The 18,245-nt window shown below is 55.4% G+C and carries 14 protein-coding genes; 8 read left to right on the top strand and 6 right to left on the bottom strand.

All coding sequences use genetic code 11. The features are described 5' to 3' along the window. Positions 1 to 118 precede the first annotated feature (118 nt). Positions 119 to 1,759: a dihydroxyacetone kinase subunit DhaK gene (locus LBW88_RS11685; RefSeq protein WP_224932199.1), complete on the top strand. Its 1,641-nt coding sequence runs from the start codon at positions 119 to 121 to the stop codon at positions 1,757 to 1,759. A gap of 120 nt (positions 1,760 to 1,879) precedes the next feature. Here the strand turns inward: LBW88_RS11685 and sbmA are convergent, their stop codons facing one another. Further along, positions 1,880 to 3,115 (bottom strand): peptide antibiotic transporter SbmA, encoded by a 1,236-nt coding sequence (gene sbmA / locus LBW88_RS11680; RefSeq protein WP_100704323.1) that lies wholly within the window; start codon positions 3,113 to 3,115, stop codon positions 1,880 to 1,882. 295 nt (positions 3,116 to 3,410) lie between these two features. Here sbmA and LBW88_RS11675 point away from each other — a divergent pair, with 295 nt between their 5' ends. From LBW88_RS11675 to LBW88_RS11655, 5 genes are all read left to right on the top strand, one after another. Further along, positions 3,411 to 4,145 (top strand): gluconate 2-dehydrogenase subunit 3 family protein, encoded by a 735-nt coding sequence (locus LBW88_RS11675; RefSeq protein ID WP_224932201.1) that lies wholly within the window; start codon positions 3,411 to 3,413, stop codon positions 4,143 to 4,145. A gap of 2 nt (positions 4,146 to 4,147) precedes the next feature. Then, entirely contained in the window at positions 4,148 to 5,932 is a 1,785-nt protein-coding gene (locus tag LBW88_RS11670) for a GMC family oxidoreductase (RefSeq protein ID WP_224932203.1), read from the top strand. Positions 5,933 to 5,943: 11 nt separating this feature from the next. Then, positions 5,944 to 7,263, top strand: a complete 1,320-nt coding sequence (locus LBW88_RS11665; protein WP_224932205.1) for a c-type cytochrome — start codon at positions 5,944 to 5,946, stop codon at positions 7,261 to 7,263. A gap of 354 nt (positions 7,264 to 7,617) precedes the next feature. Beyond that, positions 7,618 to 8,685 (top strand): helix-turn-helix domain-containing protein, encoded by a 1,068-nt coding sequence (locus tag LBW88_RS11660; RefSeq protein ID WP_224932207.1) that lies wholly within the window; start codon positions 7,618 to 7,620, stop codon positions 8,683 to 8,685. Then, on the top strand, positions 8,666 to 9,151 hold the full coding sequence (locus LBW88_RS11655; RefSeq protein ID WP_224932209.1) for a PIN domain-containing protein: 486 nt from the start codon (positions 8,666 to 8,668) through the stop codon (positions 9,149 to 9,151). The genes LBW88_RS11660 and LBW88_RS11655 overlap by 20 nt, the downstream gene beginning before the upstream one ends. A gap of 37 nt (positions 9,152 to 9,188) precedes the next feature. On the opposite strand, the gene LBW88_RS11650 is transcribed toward LBW88_RS11655, so the two are convergent. The 4 genes from LBW88_RS11650 to LBW88_RS11635 form a co-directional block, all read right to left on the bottom strand. Then, a complete protein-coding gene (locus tag LBW88_RS11650; protein WP_224932211.1) occupies positions 9,189 to 10,598 on the bottom strand; it encodes an MFS transporter in 1,410 nt (469 codons plus the stop codon). A 188-nt stretch (positions 10,599 to 10,786) separates the two neighbouring features. Continuing rightward, the gene (gene abgT, locus LBW88_RS11645) at positions 10,787 to 12,307 is read right to left on the bottom strand and encodes a p-aminobenzoyl-glutamate transporter (protein WP_224932213.1); all 1,521 of its coding nucleotides are present in this window, start codon (positions 12,305 to 12,307) and stop codon (positions 10,787 to 10,789) included. Between the two features lie 267 nt (positions 12,308 to 12,574). After that, on the bottom strand, positions 12,575 to 14,020 hold the full coding sequence (locus tag LBW88_RS11640) for a M20 family metallopeptidase (RefSeq protein WP_224932215.1): 1,446 nt from the start codon (positions 14,018 to 14,020) through the stop codon (positions 12,575 to 12,577). Then, positions 14,017 to 15,330, bottom strand: coding sequence for an amidohydrolase (locus LBW88_RS11635; RefSeq protein ID WP_224932217.1), 1,314 nt, complete (start codon positions 15,328 to 15,330; stop codon positions 14,017 to 14,019). The genes LBW88_RS11640 and LBW88_RS11635 overlap by 4 nt, the downstream gene beginning before the upstream one ends. A gap of 114 nt (positions 15,331 to 15,444) precedes the next feature. On the opposite strand from LBW88_RS11635, the gene LBW88_RS11630 reads away from it, so the two are divergent. Continuing rightward, a complete protein-coding gene (locus LBW88_RS11630; protein WP_224932219.1) occupies positions 15,445 to 16,347 on the top strand; it encodes a LysR family transcriptional regulator in 903 nt (300 codons plus the stop codon). Between the two features lie 78 nt (positions 16,348 to 16,425). After that, entirely contained in the window at positions 16,426 to 16,857 is a 432-nt protein-coding gene (gene yjdN / locus LBW88_RS11625) for a VOC family metalloprotein YjdN (RefSeq protein ID WP_224932221.1), read from the top strand. An 86-nt stretch (positions 16,858 to 16,943) separates the two neighbouring features. Here the strand turns inward: yjdN and LBW88_RS11620 are convergent, their stop codons facing one another. After that, positions 16,944 to 17,810: a nucleoside-specific channel-forming protein Tsx gene (locus LBW88_RS11620; RefSeq protein WP_100704334.1), complete on the bottom strand. Its 867-nt coding sequence runs from the start codon at positions 17,808 to 17,810 to the stop codon at positions 16,944 to 16,946. Between the last annotated feature and the right edge of the window lie 435 nt (positions 17,811 to 18,245).

Raw genomic sequence — 18,245 nt, 5'->3', positions numbered from 1 at the left:
TAGTTTTCCGAATTAGAGGGCGGCGCGTGCCGCCCTTTGCATTTCCGCACTTTCCTTTCCCGATCCCCCCGCGATATACGCTACCTTTTACCTCGACAACACCAATGGAGAGGAAGCAATGAGCCAGTTTTTTATGCATGAGAAAAACGATCTGGTGAACGAAGCCATCGAAGGGGTTCTGCTGAGCACGCCATGGCATAACCTGCGCCGCCTCGATCTTGGGGATGAGATTCGCGTGGTGGTGCGTTCAGATTGGGATAAAAGCAAAGTGGCGCTGATCTCCGGCGGCGGATCGGGCCATGAACCGGCGCATGCCGGTTTTGTCGGCAAAGGCATGCTCACGGCGGCAGTGTGTGGCGATATCTTTGCCTCTCCAAGCGTCGATGCGGTGCTCAATGCCATCATCAATGTCACGGGCGATGCAGGTTGCCTGCTGATTGTGAAGAACTACACCGGTGACCGGTTGAACTTCGGGCTGGCGGCGGAGAAAGCGAAAAATCTCGGCTACAACGTCGAGTTGGTGATGGTGCAGGACGATATTGCCCTGCCCGAAAATCCGCAGCCACGCGGCATCGCCGGTACGGTGCTGGTGCACAAAATTGCCGGCTTCGCCGCGGAGCAGGGGCAATCGCTGGACGAGGTTAAAGCGCTGGCGCAACGTGCCATCGACGCCACGTCATCGATTGGACTGGCGTTTGCTACCTGCCATATTCCCGGCGAAAAGCGTGATGAACGTGTTGAAGCGGGCCATAGCGAGCTCGGTATGGGGATTCACGGTGAACCGGGCGTCATCACGCTGGACACGCAAAACAGCAAAAAAATCAGCAGTATCATGACCGACAAATTGGCGCAGTCATTGCCTGACGGCAAGCAGGCGCTGTTGCTAATCAATAACCTCGGTGGCTTCTCCCAGCTGGAGCTGGCGGTGTTAACGCGTGAGGTGCTGCAATCGCCACTGGCGGCGCGGGTCACCCATCTTATCGGCCCGGCAACTTTAGTTAGCGCGTTGGACATGAAAGGTTTCTCGCTGTCGTTACTGGCGCTGGAAGAACCCTTCCTTGAGGCACTGAATGCGCCGGTACAAGTGCTGGGATGGGTGCCCGTTTACGACTTCGCACCTATCAGTTTGCAGAGTGCGGAGAAGATCGGCAGCGTGCTGGATTTCGATCCGTCCGACAACGCTGAAGTGGCAAAGCACGTCGAGCGCGTGACGCAGACCTTGATCGATCTGGAGAGCGAACTCAATGCGCTGGATGCCAAAGTCGGCGACGGCGATACCGGTTCAACCTTTGCAGCGGGCGCGAAGAAGATTCAGCGCGGCTTGCGTGATAAGCAGCTGCCGCTGGATGAGTTGCCAACCTTAATGGCGCTGATCGGTGAGCAGTTGGCGACGGTGATGGGCGGCTCAAGCGGTGTGTTGATGTCGATTCTGTTCACCAGCGCCGGGCAAAAACTGGAAGAGGGCAGCGCATTGCCGCAGGCCTTAATGCACGGTCTGGATCGCATGAAACATTACGGCGGCGCACAGCCGGGACATCGTACGTTAGTGGATGCGCTGCAACCGGCGCTGGAAGCGTTAGTGGCCGGTGAGTCGCTGGCGTCTGCCGCGAAAGCCGCTCAGCAAGGTGCGGATGCCACGGCACAAATGCAGAGTGCCAAAGCGGGCCGTTCTGCCTATCTGAATCAGCAGAGTCTGGATGGGGTGAAAGATCCGGGTGCGTACGCGGTTGAGAAGGTGTTTGCGGTGTTAGCAGGTTGATGGTCGCTGATTGATGGCAGCTGATTGATGGGAATAGGGGTAGCGGCGCGATTTATCGCGCGCACCTGAAGCGATATAACCGCTGACAGGTGCGCCATACATCACGCCGCTGCAACAACCTTAGTCCGCCGACTCTCGCATCATCTCTTGATGCGGGATATCCGACAGAATCTGCTCGAAACTGCGCAGACGTTTGTAGATCGACATCAGCTCGACCAGCGTTGACCACGACGAGATCAGATACTGGAACGACGATCGCACCTGATCAAACACATTGGTAATCTGGTTCAGTAAACCCAGCGTAATAGTCCCAGCGACAATCGACGGGAACAGCAAAAACAGCCCGAACACGTTATCGACCTGCAGATAGAGAATGCGGGTGATGTTGAAGTAGAGATAGTGGAAATAGAGACGGAAATAGTTAAAGCGCACGCGGCTGAACAGCTCATTCACCGTCGGCGGTGATGCGCGATCGGCATTGTCTTCGCCATACACCAACTCTTTACGATAAGCCGCTTCCACACGTTGATTGCGGAACTCCAGCCCTGGCAGCTTTATCCCGACGATCGCCAGCAGCCCGGTACCAAACACCGACCACAGCACCGCCGCAATCACCAACGCATACGGGATATTGCCCAGCAGCGGGATGTCTTTCACGTGATGTGACAGGGTGATCAGCACCGGCAGGAACGCTACCAGCGTCATGATTGCCTGAATAAAGCTCACGCCCCAATCTTCCAGCGTGCTGGCAAAACGCATGGTGTCTTCCTGAACACGCTGCGCGGCGCCTTCCACGTGGCGCAGACGCTGCCAGTTGTGCATGTAGTAGTTATTCATCGCGGTACGCCAGCGGAACACCCAGTGGCTGATGAAGAATGAGTTCATCACGCCAATCACCACCGCAATCAGTGCGATGCCTAAAAAGGCGAGAACTTGCTGGTAAAATTCAGCAATCTGCACCGATCCGGCTTTGGTTAAGGCTTTTTGAATCAAATCATAGAAGGGGCCATACCAGGCGTTGACCGCTACGCCGACCTGCACACCAAACCAGGTGACGAAGATGATTAAGGCTGCGCCCCACACTGACCAGCGCTGCCACGGATGGTTATCAATCACCTTCCAGGCAAGAGCGAAAATCGCCGCAACGATCCAGTAATAGGCATAGAACCAGAGTTGGCTTGGATGGATGAAACGGCTGGCATTGGTGGGCAGCGGCTGTTGCATCGCCGCATGCAGCGAAGGCCACAGTGCAGGCAGTTCATTGGCAAAGCCGAACCAGGCAAAAATCGCAATCAAACTCCAAATCGCGGCCGAGCTGAAAAACAGCGCTGGCCGCGGAAAATAGGACTTAAACATAGGCACTCCGCTGTTGTGTGTACTCTTTTATACCGCGTCAGACAGTGTTTTGTCTGTTGTGGGTTGTATCTGACGATGACAGCATCGCCGCTGCGATGTAAAGCGACGCTGTGAGTTGTTAAGTATTTTGTGCGCATTTGTTTCTGGAAACTAAATTAATAACAGTTGTGGTGTTACACTATGCGCACTGTTACCGGTAACAGTGACGCTGTATCCCTTAAGTCACAACTAAAAAAACAATACAACGCAACGAGTTAACTTTCATACCGCATTAGTGTGGTAATGAGGCAATGTCATGTCAGAACAAAAAAATGGTCACAGTCGCAGGGATTTTCTGCTGAGAACCATCACCCTGGCGCCAGCCATAGCCGTTGGCGGTTCGGCGATGGGCGCACTGGTGGTGCCAATGGCCGCTGGAGCAGCAGAGCAACCCGTAGCACCTCATCAGGCACGTGATTACCAGCCCACCTGGTTCACGGCGGAAGAGTTCGCCTTTATTACCGCCGCCGTGGCGCGCTTGATCCCCAATGATGAACGTGGTCCTGGCGCCCTGGAAGCCGGTGTGCCGGAGTTTATCGATCGTCAGATGAACACGCCGTACGCCACGGGCAGCAACTGGTACATGCAGGGGCCGTTCAACCCGGATCTGCCCAAAGAGCTGGGTTATCAGTCTCCGCTGGTGCCGCAGCAGATCTATCGTCTGGGCCTCGCCGATGCCGATGGCTGGAGCAAAAAACAGCACGGCAAAGTGTTTGCCGAGTTGACCGGCGAACAGCAGGATGCGTTGCTGACCGCTTTTGAAAGCGGCCAGGCGCAGTTCCCACAGCTGGCGGCCAAAACCTTCTTCTCCTTCCTGCTGCAGAACACCCGCGAGGGTTACTTCAGCGATCCGATCCACGGTGGTAACCAGGGCATGGTGGGCTGGAAGCTGATTGGCTTCCCAGGCGCACGTGCCGACTTTATGGATTGGGTAGAGCGCGGTGAACGTTATCCGTTCCCGTCAGTGGATATTCGCGGGGAGAGGGCGTAACCGTGGCAAATGAATTGAAAAAAGTAGACGCGGTGATCGTCGGTTTCGGCTGGGCCGGGGCGATCATGGCGAAAGAGCTGACCGAAGCCGGTCTGAACGTGGTGGCGCTGGAGCGCGGCCCGCATCGTGATACCTATCCTGATGGCTCCTATCCCCAGTCGATTGATGAACTGACCTATAACATCCGTAAAAAGTTGTTCCAGGATCTGTCGAAAAGCACCGTGACCATCCGTCACGATGCCTCGCAAACCGCGGTGCCTTATCGCCAGCTGGCGGCGTTTCTGCCCGGCACCGGCACCGGCGGTGCAGGTCTGCACTGGTCAGGCGTGCATTTCCGTGTCGATCCGGTGGAGTTGAACCTGCGTAGCCACTATGAGCAGCGCTACGGTAAAAACTTCATCCCGGAAGGCATGACGATTCAGGATTTCGGCGTCAGCTATGACGAGCTGGAACCGTTCTTCGATCAGGCCGAGAAAGTGTTTGGCACTTCCGGCAGCGCTTGGTCGATCAAAGGTAAGCTGCAGGGCAAAGAGCAGGGCGGCAACCCGTACGCACCGGATCGTTCCAGCGCCTTCCCATTGCCTGCACAGAAGCGCACTTATTCAGCACAGCTGTTCGCGCAAGCCGCTGAATCAGTGGGTTATCATCCGTATGATATGCCGTCCGCCAACACCTCTGGACCGTACACCAACACCTACGGCGCGCAGATGGGGCCGTGTAACTTCTGCGGTTACTGCAGCGGTTATGCCTGCTACATGTACTCCAAAGCTTCGCCGAACGTGAATATCCTGCCGGCACTGCGTCAGGAGCCGAAGTTCGAACTGCGTAATAACTCCTACGTGCTGCGCGTCAATCTCACCGATGACAAGAAGCGCGCAACGGGCGTGACCTATCAGGATGGTCAGGGACGTGAAGTGGTGCAGCCGGCGGATCTGGTGATCCTTGCGGCGTTCCAGTTCCATAACGTGCATCTGATGCTGCTGTCGGGCATCGGCAAGCCGTATAACCCGATCAGCAATGAAGGTGTGGTGGGTCGTAACTTCGCCTATCAGAACATCTCCACCCTGAAAGCGCTGTTCGACAAGAACACCACCACCAACCCGTTTATTGGTGCGGGCGGTGCGGGCGTGGCAGTGGATGATTTCAATGCCGATAACTTCGACCATGGGCCGTATGGCTTCGTCGGCGGTTCCCCGTTCTGGGTAAACCAGGCGGGCACCAAGCCGATCTCGGGTCTGCCAACGCCAAAAGGCACGCCAAACTGGGGTAGCCAGTGGAAATCGGCCGTGGCGGACACCTATAACCATCATATTTCGATGGATGCACACGGCGCGCACCAGTCGTATCGCGCCAACTATCTTGATCTCGATCCGAACTACAAAGATGTCTATGGCCAGCCGCTGCTGCGTATGACCTTTGACTGGCAGGACAACGACATCAAGATGGCGCAGTTTATGGTCGGCAAGATGCGCAAGATCACCGAAGCGATGAACCCGAAAATGATCATCGGCGGCGCTAAAGCCGCAGGTACGCACTTCGATACCACCGTGTATCAAACCACGCACATGAGCGGCGGCGCGATCATGGGTGAAGATCCGAAAACCAGTGCGGTGAACCGTTATCTGCAGAGCTGGGATGTGTCCAATGTGTTTGTGCCAGGTGCATCGGCATTCCCGCAAGGCCTCGGCTATAACCCAACCGGTATGGTGGCGGCGTTGACCTATTGGTCAGCGAAAGCCATTCGTGAACAGTATCTGAAGAGCCCCGGCCCACTGGTTCAGGCTTAAGGAACACGGCGATGATCAAAAGCATTTTAGCCCTGTTTCTGGGCACGATGACGTTCGCCGCAGTGGCGGACGAAGCAGGTTCGGACGCACTGGTGAAGCGCGGTGAGTATCTGGCACTCGCGGGTGACTGCGTGGCCTGCCACAGCACCGCGGGCGGCAAGCCATTTGCCGGTGGCTTACCGATGGCGACGCCAATTGGCACCATTTACTCCACCAACATCACGCCGGACAAAGCCACCGGTATTGGTGACTACAGCTACGACGACTTCCAGAAAGCGGTGCGTCACGGCGTGGCGAAAAATGGCGACACGCTCTATCCAGCGATGCCTTATCCGTCTTACGCGGTGGTCAGCGATGACGACATGCAGGCGTTGTATGCCTACTTTATGCATGGCGTACAGCCGGTGTCGCAGGCTAACAAAGACAGCGACATTCCGTGGCCGCTGTCGATGCGCTGGCCGCTCTCCATCTGGCGTGGCATCTTTGCGCCAGACGTGAAAGCGTTCCAGCCAGCCGCGCAGGAAGATCCGGCGTTAGCGCGTGGTCGTTATTTGGTGGAAGGTCTGGGTCACTGCGGTGCCTGCCATACACCGCGTAGCATCACCATGCAGGAAAAAGCGCTGACCAACGGCGAAGGCAATGATTACCTCTCGGGCAGCAGCGCACCGATTGATGGCTGGACTGCCAGCAATCTGCGTGGTGATAACCGCGATGGGTTAGGCCGCTGGAGCGAAGACGATCTGAAGCAGTTCCTGCGCTTTGGCCGCAACGATCACACAGCCGTATTTGGTGGTATGACCGACGTGGTGCAGCACAGCCTGCAGTATCTCAACGACGAAGATATCAGCGCGATTGCTAAATATCTGAAGTCGCTGGGTGCGAAGGACGCCAGCCAGACGGTGTTCACGCAGGATGATGCGGTCGCGAAAGCGTTGTGGAAAGGCGATGACAGCCAGCCAGGCGCCTCGGTGTATGTCGATAGCTGTGCAGCCTGTCATAAAACCGACGGCAGCGGTTATCAACGTTTCTACCCGGCACTGCGCGGTAATCCTGTCGTCATGGCAGACGATCCGACCTCACTGATCCACATCGTGCTGGTGGGCGGCACCTTGCCTGGCGTGCAGGGCGCACCCACCGCCATCACCATGCCGGCGTTCGGCTGGCGCATGAACGACAACCAGGTGGCGGATGTGGTGAACTTCATTCGTGGTAGCTGGGGTAATGGCGTGAAGTCGACGGTGACGGCGAAGGATGTGGCGAAGCTGCGCAAAGACGAGGCAGTCGAGTCGAAGCAGGGCAGCGCGGATATTAAGGTGCTGGAAGGGCAGTAAGCCAACACTGCGTTGTAAAGCACGATAAATCGCGCCGCACCAGATCGCACTGATCTGGTCGCGGCGCAATTTATTGTGCAGTCATTAAATATTTTCCAAATCCAAACCTGCAAAACCGCACCCCATCCCTGTAGGGTGCGCATTCATGCGCATCGTTTCACCGACCTCACTGGCCCAATGAAGGATTTATACGAACCATTGCATTAATTGTGTTCTACACCTCCTCAACATTAAATCCCTACAAGCCTTGTCTCATTTTTCATCCCTCTCATTGCAAGGCCATTGTTAAGCGCACATAATTCCGGTTTATGAAATTATAAAAATTAATTATTTTATAAACCAACGGAGGTCAGTGTGTTTGGAGAACGTTTATTGCGCGCGCGCTCCGCTGCGGGCTTATCCATGAAGCAGTTGGCTGAGAAAGCGGGCGTCAGCGCCAACATGATTAAGAAATACGAGCATAACGAAAGTATGCCGGGATCTGCCGTACTGGTGAAAATGTCGCGTGCGCTAGGTGTGCGTAACGAATACTTCTTCCGCCCGACGACGGTTGCACTGAAAAATATTGAGTATCGTAAACGCCAGACGCTATCAGCCAAAATGTTGGCGCAGATCCATGCTGATGTGATTGATCAGGCTGAACGGTGGCTAGAACTTGCCAATCTGTGGCCTAACTTTCCTGTTCCAATTTATGCTCAACCTCAGCTGCCTGCTGGGCAGGTTGAGAACTATGAGCAGATTGAAACGATTACCGATCACGTTCGGCTGCAGTGGGGACTTGGCCAACAGCCCATTAACCACTTGATTGATGTGCTGGAAAGCCATGGGATTCTGGTGATCGTCACGGATGTCGATCACTCAGACAAGTTTGATGGTTGTCAGGCGATGATTGACGCCATACCCGTTATCGTTATTTCTGCTAAATGGCCCGGCGATCGCCAGCGGTTTACCCTGGCGCATGAACTGGGGCATTTGATTTTACAGGGCCGCCTTGCATCTCATATTAATGAGGAGAAAGCCTGTCATCGCTTTGCGGGAGCTTTGCTTTTCCCTGCGAGTGCCATGTTTCAGCACTTTGGTCACCGGCGTGCTCGTCTTGAGGTGCAAGAGCTTTACCTGCAAAAAATGGACTATGGGCTGAGCATGTTGGCCTGTGTTTACCGCGCTGCCGATCTGAGCGTGATAACTGAGGGCAAGCGCAAAGATCTGATCATGATGTTCTCTGCGCGCAAATGGCGAAAGCAGGAACCTGGTGAACAGGTCGCTCGCGAGAGCACTACGCTTTTTCCACAGTTAATCTTTCGAGCGCTAGGAGAAGGGATTATCAGTGAAGGTAAAGCGGCTGAGCTGATGGGCGTCTCGTTAGTCACCTTCCACCGCGAGCGACAGTTGGGGTGGTCGGATGATCATTCTCATCAGTGATGCCAACATTTTAATTGATATGGAAGAGGGCGATTTGTTAGATGCGCTCTTCGAATTGCCCTACCAATTTACCGTGCCAGATTTACTCTATTTTGATGAGCTTGAAACCCACCATGCCGATTTGCTTGATAAAGGATTGGTCATTGGAGAATTAAGTTCAAACACAATGATGTACGCCACAAAACTCATTGAGCGTGTGCGTGGGCCCAGCCGCAATGATTGTTTTGCGTTAGCCCTGGCTAAACAGGAAATCTGTCCGCTATTAACCGGTGACAGAGCGCTTAATCGAGTTGCCAGAGAAGAGGGTATAGATGTTCGTGGAACGCTTTGGGTTGTGGAAGCAATGATTGAGCATCAGATCATTACAGTGGATGGCGCGCGCCGGGCTTATTGCCAAATGCGAGACAGTGGCAGGCGCTTACCATGGGATATTGCCTTCGCGCAGTTAGACAAATTCGCGAAATAGTGGGCGGCTATATTTCCGCCCACGGTCGATCGATTACTCAGATATTCTCCAAATCCAACCCGCGCGTCTTCGGACCGTAAATCCCCACTGACAGCATCACCATCAACATGCTCAGTACGATAAAGGCGATCACCCCTTCGCTGCCGGCGTACTGCAAAATAATACCGATCAGAATACTGCTGAACACCGTCGACAGGCGGCTGAAGGAGTAGCAGAAGCCGACTGCGCGAGCGCGAATATGCGTTGGGAAAATCTCTGTCTGATAAGCGTGATAACTGAAGGTCAGCCATGCGTTGCTGTAGGTGATCAGGAAGCCACAGATGACCATCATCACCGGATTGGTCACTAACGCGAACAGCGTGCCGAACACCACGGTCATCAGGGAAGAGAGAACGATCTGCCATTTGTTCTCGATCTTATCGGCATAGCGGCTGCAAATCAGCGAGCCCAGCGGATAGGCCAGGGTGATAAAGAACGCATACAGCAGGCTGTGAGTTACGGTCGCACCTTTGCCGGATAACAGCGCAGGCAGCCAGTTGCCAAAGCCGAAGAAACCAATCGCCTGGAAGAAGTTCATCACTACCAGCATCAGCGTGCGCTTGCGGTAAGCCGGAGACCAAATCTCGCTGAAGCGGCCTTTTTTTGGCAGCGCTGCTGCGGCATCGCTGTTGGAGAAATCTTCGCCCGGCGCAATACCGCAGCGTTTTTCCATCTCGCTCAGAACCTTGTGTGCTTCCTGATGACGGCCCTGCTGCGCCAGCCAGCGCGCCGATTCCGGCAGGTTTTTACGAATCAGCCAGATCACCAGCGAGCAGACCGCACCGGCAATCACCACCCAGCGCCAGCCCTCAAGGCTGAGAATAGTTTGCGGCACCAGCCACCATGACATCAGCGCTACCGCCGGTACCGACAGAAACTGGATAAAGAATGAGTAGGCAAAGGCGCGGCTGCGCAGATGAGCAGGCACCCACTCAGACAGATAGGTATCGATGGTTACCAGTTCAACGCCGAGGCCAATTCCCACCAGGAAGCGGAACAGGATGATCATCTCAGCGCTCTGCTGGAAGGCCATCAACAGTGAGAACACGCCGTACCACATCAGCGCACACATAAAGGTCAAACGACGACCAAAGCGGTCAGCGTAAGGTGCGAGCAGGCTGGCACCGAAAAACAGTCCAAGGAAGGTGGCAGAGGCGAAGGCGGCCTGGTCAGAAAATCCCAGCACGCCTTCTGAGCCGGTATGAAACACCCCGGCAGCCATCAGACCAGAGCTGATATAACCGGTTTCAAACAGATCGTAGAGCTCAAAAAAACCGCCCAATGCCAGCAGCGTGATAAAACGCCACAGGCCTGCGGAAGAGGGCAGTGCGTCGATGCGTCCGGCTAAGGTGCGGCGATCCGCTGCGATGTGATCGTTCGCCATCCCTGTCGAAGTGATTGTTGTCATTATTGGATAAACCTCGGTGTTTGCAGAACTCGCACGGTTTTATTGGTTTTAAAAATAATTAACCGTTAGCAAGCGAAGGAATAGCAGGATAATCAATTCATCGCGGGTTGCCGAGAGGGGCAACGGTGACATTTTCGCAATCTACGTTGCAGTTCACAGAAGTGTGATCGCCGTCCATGGCGAAGGGGTTAGTGCAGGCTGGGGTAAACGCCTGGACCAATCGGTAAACCCAGTGCGTACCATGCCAGCAGCAGTATGATCCAGCTAATAAAGAACACCACCGGATACGGGAAGATCAGCACATAGTAGGTGCCAAGTTGCGCATCTTTTTGGTATCGCTGCAGGAATCCAAGGAACAGCGGCAGGAACGGCGACATCGGTGCGAGCGGCAATACAGCGGAATCCGCGATGCGGAAAATCATCTGTGCAAAGGCCGGGTGGAAGCCGAGCAGCATAAACATCGGCACGAACACCGGCGCCAGAATCGACCAGATGGCCGAGCCGCTGGCAATAAACATGCACAAGAATGCCGACAAGAACATCAAACCGAGGAATGCAGGCGCGCCGCTGATGCCGGCACTTTCCAGCATATCGGTCAAGCCGATCGCCATGAATTTGCCCATGTTGCTCCAGTTAAAGAAGGCGACAAACTGCGACAACGGGAACACCATCACAATAAAGCCCGCCATGCTCTTCATCGGATCGACCAGCAGCTGTGGGATGTCATCCGGGCGGCGAATCTGTTTGGTGACGGCGCCGTAAGCAATCGCCACCACAAAGAAGAACAGGATGATGATCGGCACAATGCCCTGAATAAACGGCGAAGGAATGATGCCGCCGGTTTTCGGGTTACGCAGTGGGGCATGTTCCGGCACCACCAGCAGCGCCATCAGCGCGATAAACACCAGCGCGGCAATGCCCGCAGCACGCAGGCCGCGATTTTCCAGCGCGGTCAGCGGTGGCAGGCGATCGTGATTGCCGCCGTTCCACACCGGAAGACGCGGCTCGACAAACTTATCGGTGAGGATGGCCCCGACAATGGTCAGCACTATCACCGAGCTGGCCATAAAGAACCAGTTATCGATCACGCTAACGTGCACGGTATCGCTCACGGCTTTCGCCGCTTCGGTACTGATGCCCGAAAGCAGCACGTCAGTGGTGACGATCAGCAGGTTGGCGGTAAAGCCTGAAGCGACACCTGCGATGGCGGCCAGTAATCCCGCCACCGGATGGCGACCGACGGCGAGGAAGATCAGTGCGCCGAGCGGCGGCATCACAACCAATGCGGCATCGGACGAGATGTGGCTGAAGAAGGCGATAAACAGCACCATATAGCTGGCGTAGCGACGGCTGACGCGTGAGGCCATCTTTACCATCAGCGATTGCAGCAGGCCGACTTTTTCCGCCAGGCCCGCACCAATCACCAGCGCCAGAATCGAACCCAGTGGCGTGAAGCCGCTGAAGTTTTTGATGATGTTAGGCAGAATCCATTGAATCCCCGCCACGCTCAGCAGGTTGTTGACCCGCACCATTTCACCATTGGTGGGATTTTTCACCGCCAGATCGAAGTAGCTGATAATGGCGGTGGCGACCATCAATACCACGATCAAATAGACAAACAGTAAGAACGGGTTGGGTACTTTGTTGCCGACCCGCTCAATCCAGCTAAACAGCTTCCCTGGGCTGCGGTTCTCCGTGGTCACTTCCATCGGTCATTCCTCGTCATGTCTGTTGTATTTGCATGCCCGCGTTGGGGCTGTAATTTTTATAGTGTTCTGGATATTTCTGAGCGCATAAATGCGCCCCCTACAACTACGGTAAATCTACAATTGCGCTGCCCCATAACTGCGGCAAACCTCCAACTGCGCTACATCCTGCAACTGCGGCAAACCTACAATTGCGGTACAACCCATAACTGCGCCCAAGCCCCGTAGAGTGCGCATTTATGCGCACTGAACCGGAGCACCGCGTTTATTTCAGGATGACAATTTTGATGGCGTCACATCCGCCGGAATCGGGCAGCTGTAAGGCTGCTCGCTGCGCACGCGCTGGAACTCCTCGCGGCAGCGCGCCAGCGCCTCGTCGTCCTGCAGTAAGGTCAACGCGGTGGCGGCCATCACTTTGGCGGCCAGGCACATGCCTTTATGGCCCAGCGAGGTGCGGCCCTGCGCCACCAGTTGCCAGGTGTGCAACGGTGTACCGAAGGCAAAGCAGGGCGCAAAGCACTGCGCGGTTGGCGTCACCCAACTCACATCGCCGACGTCGGTTGAGCCATACAGCAGCTCACGCGTCACGGCATAGGGCGCAACCTCATCCATCAAAATCTTGTCGCCCAGCGCTTCTGTCCAGGCTATTCCCGCCTCGCCGCCGGTGCGAGCCGCGTTCAGGCGCGCATTGCGCAGATCGTCTTTGGTCAGCGTGGCCCGGATCTCTGCCGCGAACTGCTGTTCCTCAGCGCTGTACTCCGGCAAGCCAAACTGATGCAAGTTACGCTCCATCACCGCTTCCAGCGCGCGGTTAGGCACGTAATTAGAGCAGGCTTTATCGAAGCGCACCGTCATGGTGGTGTCGGTCATCAGGGCTGCGCCTTTGGCGATATTGATCACCCGCTGATAAATATCCTGTGCCTGATCGAGTTCTGGCGCGCGAATCAGATACAGCACTTCGGCATCGGCTTGCACTACATTGGGGGAAACGCCGCCGGTGTTGGTCACGGCGTAGTGCACGCGCGCTTCCTGCACGATGTGTTCGCGGAGGAAGTTGGCACCGGTATTCATCAGCGTCACGGCATCTAGCGCACTGCGGCCCAGATGCGGCGAGTTGGCGGCGTGCGCGGCAACGCCTTTGAAGTGAAATGCGGCCTGGATGTTGGCCAGCGTGCTGAGGTTGAACATGCCGCTGAAGCCTTCAGGATGCCAGGTGACAGCCGCATCGACATCGTCAAATAACCCTTCGCGCACCATAAAGGTTTTACCTGAACCGCCTTCCTCGCCGGGACAGCCGTAAAAGCGCAGCGTGCCACGCTGGCCGTTCTCCGCCCACCAGGCTTTGATGGCGAAGGCGGCAGCCAGTCCGGCGGTGCCCAGCAGATTGTGGCCGCAGCCGTGCCCGTTGCCGTTTTCTACCAGTGGCTGCGGCGTGGTGCAGCCTGACTGCTGGCTCAGACCGGCCAGCGCATCAAATTCACCAAGGATGGCAATCACCGGCTTGCCGCTGCCAATGCTGGCGATAAAGGCGGTATCGATGTTGCCGACGCCGCGCTCAACGGTAAAGCCTTCCTGCTCCAGCGCATCGGCCAGAATGGCAGCAGACTGTGTCTCCTCAAAGCGGGTTTCTGGTACGTCCCAGATCGCATCGCTGAGGGCCGTGAAACGCGGCTGATTTTCGTTGATGTAATGATCGATAAAGTCGTGATGGCTCATCGTTGGCCTCCAAACTGTGCCTGGTTCAGCGCCAGGGTTGCCAGGGTTTGCACGGCCGTTGCCATAATGGCTTCGTCAAAGTCGAACTTCGCGTTGTGGTGCCCAGCCGCCAAATCGCAGCCAAAGATCACATAGGATGACTGGCCGCCGCGCTGCTGCACGCGCTCCAGCATGTAAGTCGCATCTTCCGAACCTGCCGCCTGCTTTTTGGTATCCACCACCGAGGTAAAAATCCCCATCGCATCGGCCTGCTGGTGGATAAAATCGACCCACGGCTGGCTTGGGGTACAGCTGCGCGCGCCGCCCATCAGTTTGATGTCGTACTCAACGCCATACATCGCCGCCGCGCCGGAAATCACGCGCAGAGCTTGCTGATAGATATCGTCGTTGACCTGATTGCTGACGCCACGGGTCTCAACTTTCATCAGGGCATAATCGGGCACCACATTGCGTCCGGATCCTGCCTGCAGTACGCCGACGTTGACGCGTGCGACGCCGCCGCTGTGTTGCGGAAGGTTGTGCAGCGCCAGTGTCGCCTGGGCAGCGGCCAGCAGGGCATTACGACCCTCTTCCGGTTTGCCGCCCGCATGCGCGCCGACGCCGGTAAAAATGACATCCAGCTTGGTGGTCGCCAGGAAGCTGTCGCTGCCGCAAACGATTTCGCCTGCAGGCACGCCTGTACCGAGATGGATTGCGGTAAACAGATCCACATCATCCACCACGCCTGCGGCCACCATCGCTTTGGCGCCACGCACGCCCTCTTCGGCAGGCTGGAAGATGATCTTAATGGTGCCGCTGAGCTGATCCTTCATCTCCATTAACACGCCCGCCAGCGCCAGGCCGATAGTGGTATGGCCGTCGTGTCCGCAGGCGTGCATCATGCCGGGATTGCAGGAGGCAAAGCCTTCACGAGTGGGGATGTGGTCGGCATCGCGGCTTTCGTTCTGGTCCAGCGCATCCATATCGACACGGAAACCCATCACCGGGCCAGGACGACCGGTCTCCAGCGTGGCGACCACGCCGCAGAAGCCGCCGGAGAAATGCGAGATCCACTGTGGCAGTGCGCCTTGCTCCAGTGCACGAGATTCCTGCTGCGCCAGCACATCATCAGAAGGCAAACCCATGCGCGCATCGGCATCGATCACATCACGACCCAGCTTGAGCTGATAACCAAGACGATGCAGCTCTTCTGCCACTATCGTAGCGGTACGAAACTCCAGCCAGCCCGATTCGGCAAAATGGTGCAGATCGCGACGCCAGCTTTGCATCTGTGGAATCCGCGCGTTGACGAGGTCGGAGAGGGTTTTCATCGGCATATCCTTTGTGTTGGTTTTTTATGCATTATCCCGAATCTACACAATGGTATTGGTGCGCATAAGATGCGAATATCTTGTCACTGATAAACAACGGTTATCACAAAAATCATGGCTGCCAACCTCAAACTTCATCAACTGCGCGCCTTTGTCGATGTGGCGCGTCAGGGCAGCATTCGCGCTGCCAGCCGCTTATCGGGACTTTCACAACCAGCACTGACCAAAGCGATTCAGGAACTGGAGCTGGCGCTCGGCGCCCGTTTGTTCGAACGTCGTCAGCAGGGCGTCACGCTAACGGATATCGGTGATAACTTTTTCCGTCATGCCAGTCTGGTGCTGGAAGAGTTACGCGTGGCGCAGGAAGATATTCAGCAGCGCTTAGGCCTGGCGGGTGGACGAGTGAATATCGGCGTGGGCGGCAGTATTGCGCGAACCATCATGCCGCAGGTGATCACTCAGTTTCATCGGGAATATCCGCTGGTGAAGGTGCGTATTGTTGAGGGGCAGTTGGTGTCGATGGTGCATGAACTGCGGCAGGGCGCGCTGGATTTCACCATTAATACTTACGATCAACATCATCTGGATCAGGAGCTGATTTTTGAGCGGCTAATGGAGCGTGACTATCAGGTCGTGATGCGTAAAGGCCATCCGATGGCGCATGCGCGCTCACTGAATGAGTTGCAGCATTGCGACTGGACGATGCCAACGCCGCAGGGTAGTTACTATCGGTTGCTGCACGATCTGTTTGGTGAACGCGGCATGGCACCGAAGATCGTCGTGACCTGCGAAACCTTTATGGCCTGCACCAGCCTGGTGGCAAAGAGTGATTTTGTCAGCATCATCTCGCGTGACGTGATCGAGGATCCGACGCACGGTGGGCAATTGATTGCCCTCGATCTTGACGATCCGCTACCCAAAGCCACCTTCTATTTGATCCAGCGAAAAGACACCGCGCTGACGCCAATGAGTGCTTACATGGCCCAGCTGTTCCGCCGCTATTGTCAACAAAGGTAAGAGTGCGGCCTGGCTCGCAGCTGATTAATTATTGCGCACTACACTTGCACTGGACGTTCCAATTCTGGAGAACTGACCATGCAAATTACTCCCTATGTGTTTTACAACGGTCGCTGTGAAGAGGCGATCGCCTTCTATCTCGCGGCCACCGACGGCGAACTGCTGTTTAAAATGACATTTGGCGATATGCCGGATGAAACTACCGTCGAAGATGAAGGCTGCCCCTCCGGCGTGACCTTCTCGCCTGAACAGATCATGCATGCCCATCTGCGCATCGGGCAGGGTGAATTGATGATGAGTGATGGCGCACAGCAGGCAAGTTATGCCGGATTTTCCGTGAGTTTATCGACGCCGGATGAGGTGCAGGGCAAGCGTTGGTTTGATGCATTATCCGCAGGCGGAGAGGTGACGAAAAAGTGGGAACCGACGTTCTGGGCGCACGGTTTCGGCATGTTTACCGATAAGTTCGGCGTGCCGTGGATGGTAAATGCGTACAAGCCGCAGATTTAAACCGGAGCAGTTTGTGACCAGGTACGCATAAATGCGTACCCTACAAGGTAGGGTCGCCATTGATGGCGACCTGGTATTTATACGAATTAGAAGTTATAACCCACGACCAGGTAGTAACCCCAGCCCGTTGATTTCACTTCAAACGGACCGTTGCCGAAGTTCAGCTCCTGCCCATCCGCCCACTGACCGCCATTGTGGAAATAACGTGCCACGGTAGAAACATGCCAGTGATCGTAGTTCAACGACAGAATGTGGCTGGACGCGATAGAGTTGCTGGTGCGTGAAGGGCCAGTCTCGTCGCGCAGATCGGAACCCCAGTCGAAGTTGGTGAAGCCGATGTAGCTCAGCTTGCCGCCCCACAGATCGGTAATCGGCACAAAGTATTTCACCTTGAAGCGATAGCCATCCCAGCTGTTTTCGTTTGCTGCACCGTAGTTCTGCCACTGGTATTTGGCATACACGTTCAGTGACAGGCCGATATCGCTGTGGGTATCAATGTCGGTACCCAGACCCATGTACCAGGTGTTCTGACGCTGAGAAGCGTTACGACCCATGTCATAGATGTAGTTGTTCGCGAAGTACCACTCTTTAAACGGACCAAATGCCAGGCTGGTGCCGGTCAGTTTATCGATTGAGAAACGCGGCTCAATTTCCATGAACAGCGGCGAACCGTGGTCGAAAATACCGTTGGCGTTGCTGTTACCCGCGCCAAAGAAGTTGGTCAAATCCGCATAGCCGTAGAAATCGAACCAGTCTTTTTTGGCAAAGGCTTCGTATTCGAGATACACGTCATTGTTGAACTGTGGTCCGAAACGGGTGTGCGTACTGCCCACCACGTTAACGCTCTGGTGCCACCAGTCTGAAAGATACTGCGGATCGCTGTCTGCCGCTTGTGCCGCGCCGGTCCAGCTGCTGGCCAGTAAGGCCCCTGCTATCAATGCTTTAAATTTCATTATTTTATTAACCACATGCTAGTGATCGCCGCAGATGCGTCGCGATCGAGTGAAAGCGATCCCAGGGGATGGGCCGTGAGTTGTTTTTTAACCGGTCTAAATCGCCGAATTTTCAAGTGTGCGTAATGTGCCTGTAACAGAGCGATAGGAAATAGATTTTGATCACGTTTGTCAAAAAGTGTTGCATTTTGATTCACTAAAAATGTGACTGCGATCACATAAATGCCGTGTGGCGAACGGAACCCCGCAACCGTTTACGTTGTCACGAACAACCGCAAAGATGTCAGATGGAGAAAAAGAATGTAGCGGCACAATTCATCGTGCGCCTTTGGGATTTGACGGTGGAAAATGTGTGGTTTATTGGGTATGGCGATTTTGAAGAGCAAAAGACGCAATACGTTGTGCCGCTACCGCACTTGATATTCAAGGCGGTAG

The sequence above is a fragment of the Pantoea sp. alder81 genome (assembly GCF_020179835.1).
GTDB lineage: Bacteria > Pseudomonadota > Gammaproteobacteria > Enterobacterales > Enterobacteriaceae > Pantoea.
Note: the sequence above shows the minus strand (reverse complement) of the source record. Positions and strands in the feature narration are given on the sequence as shown.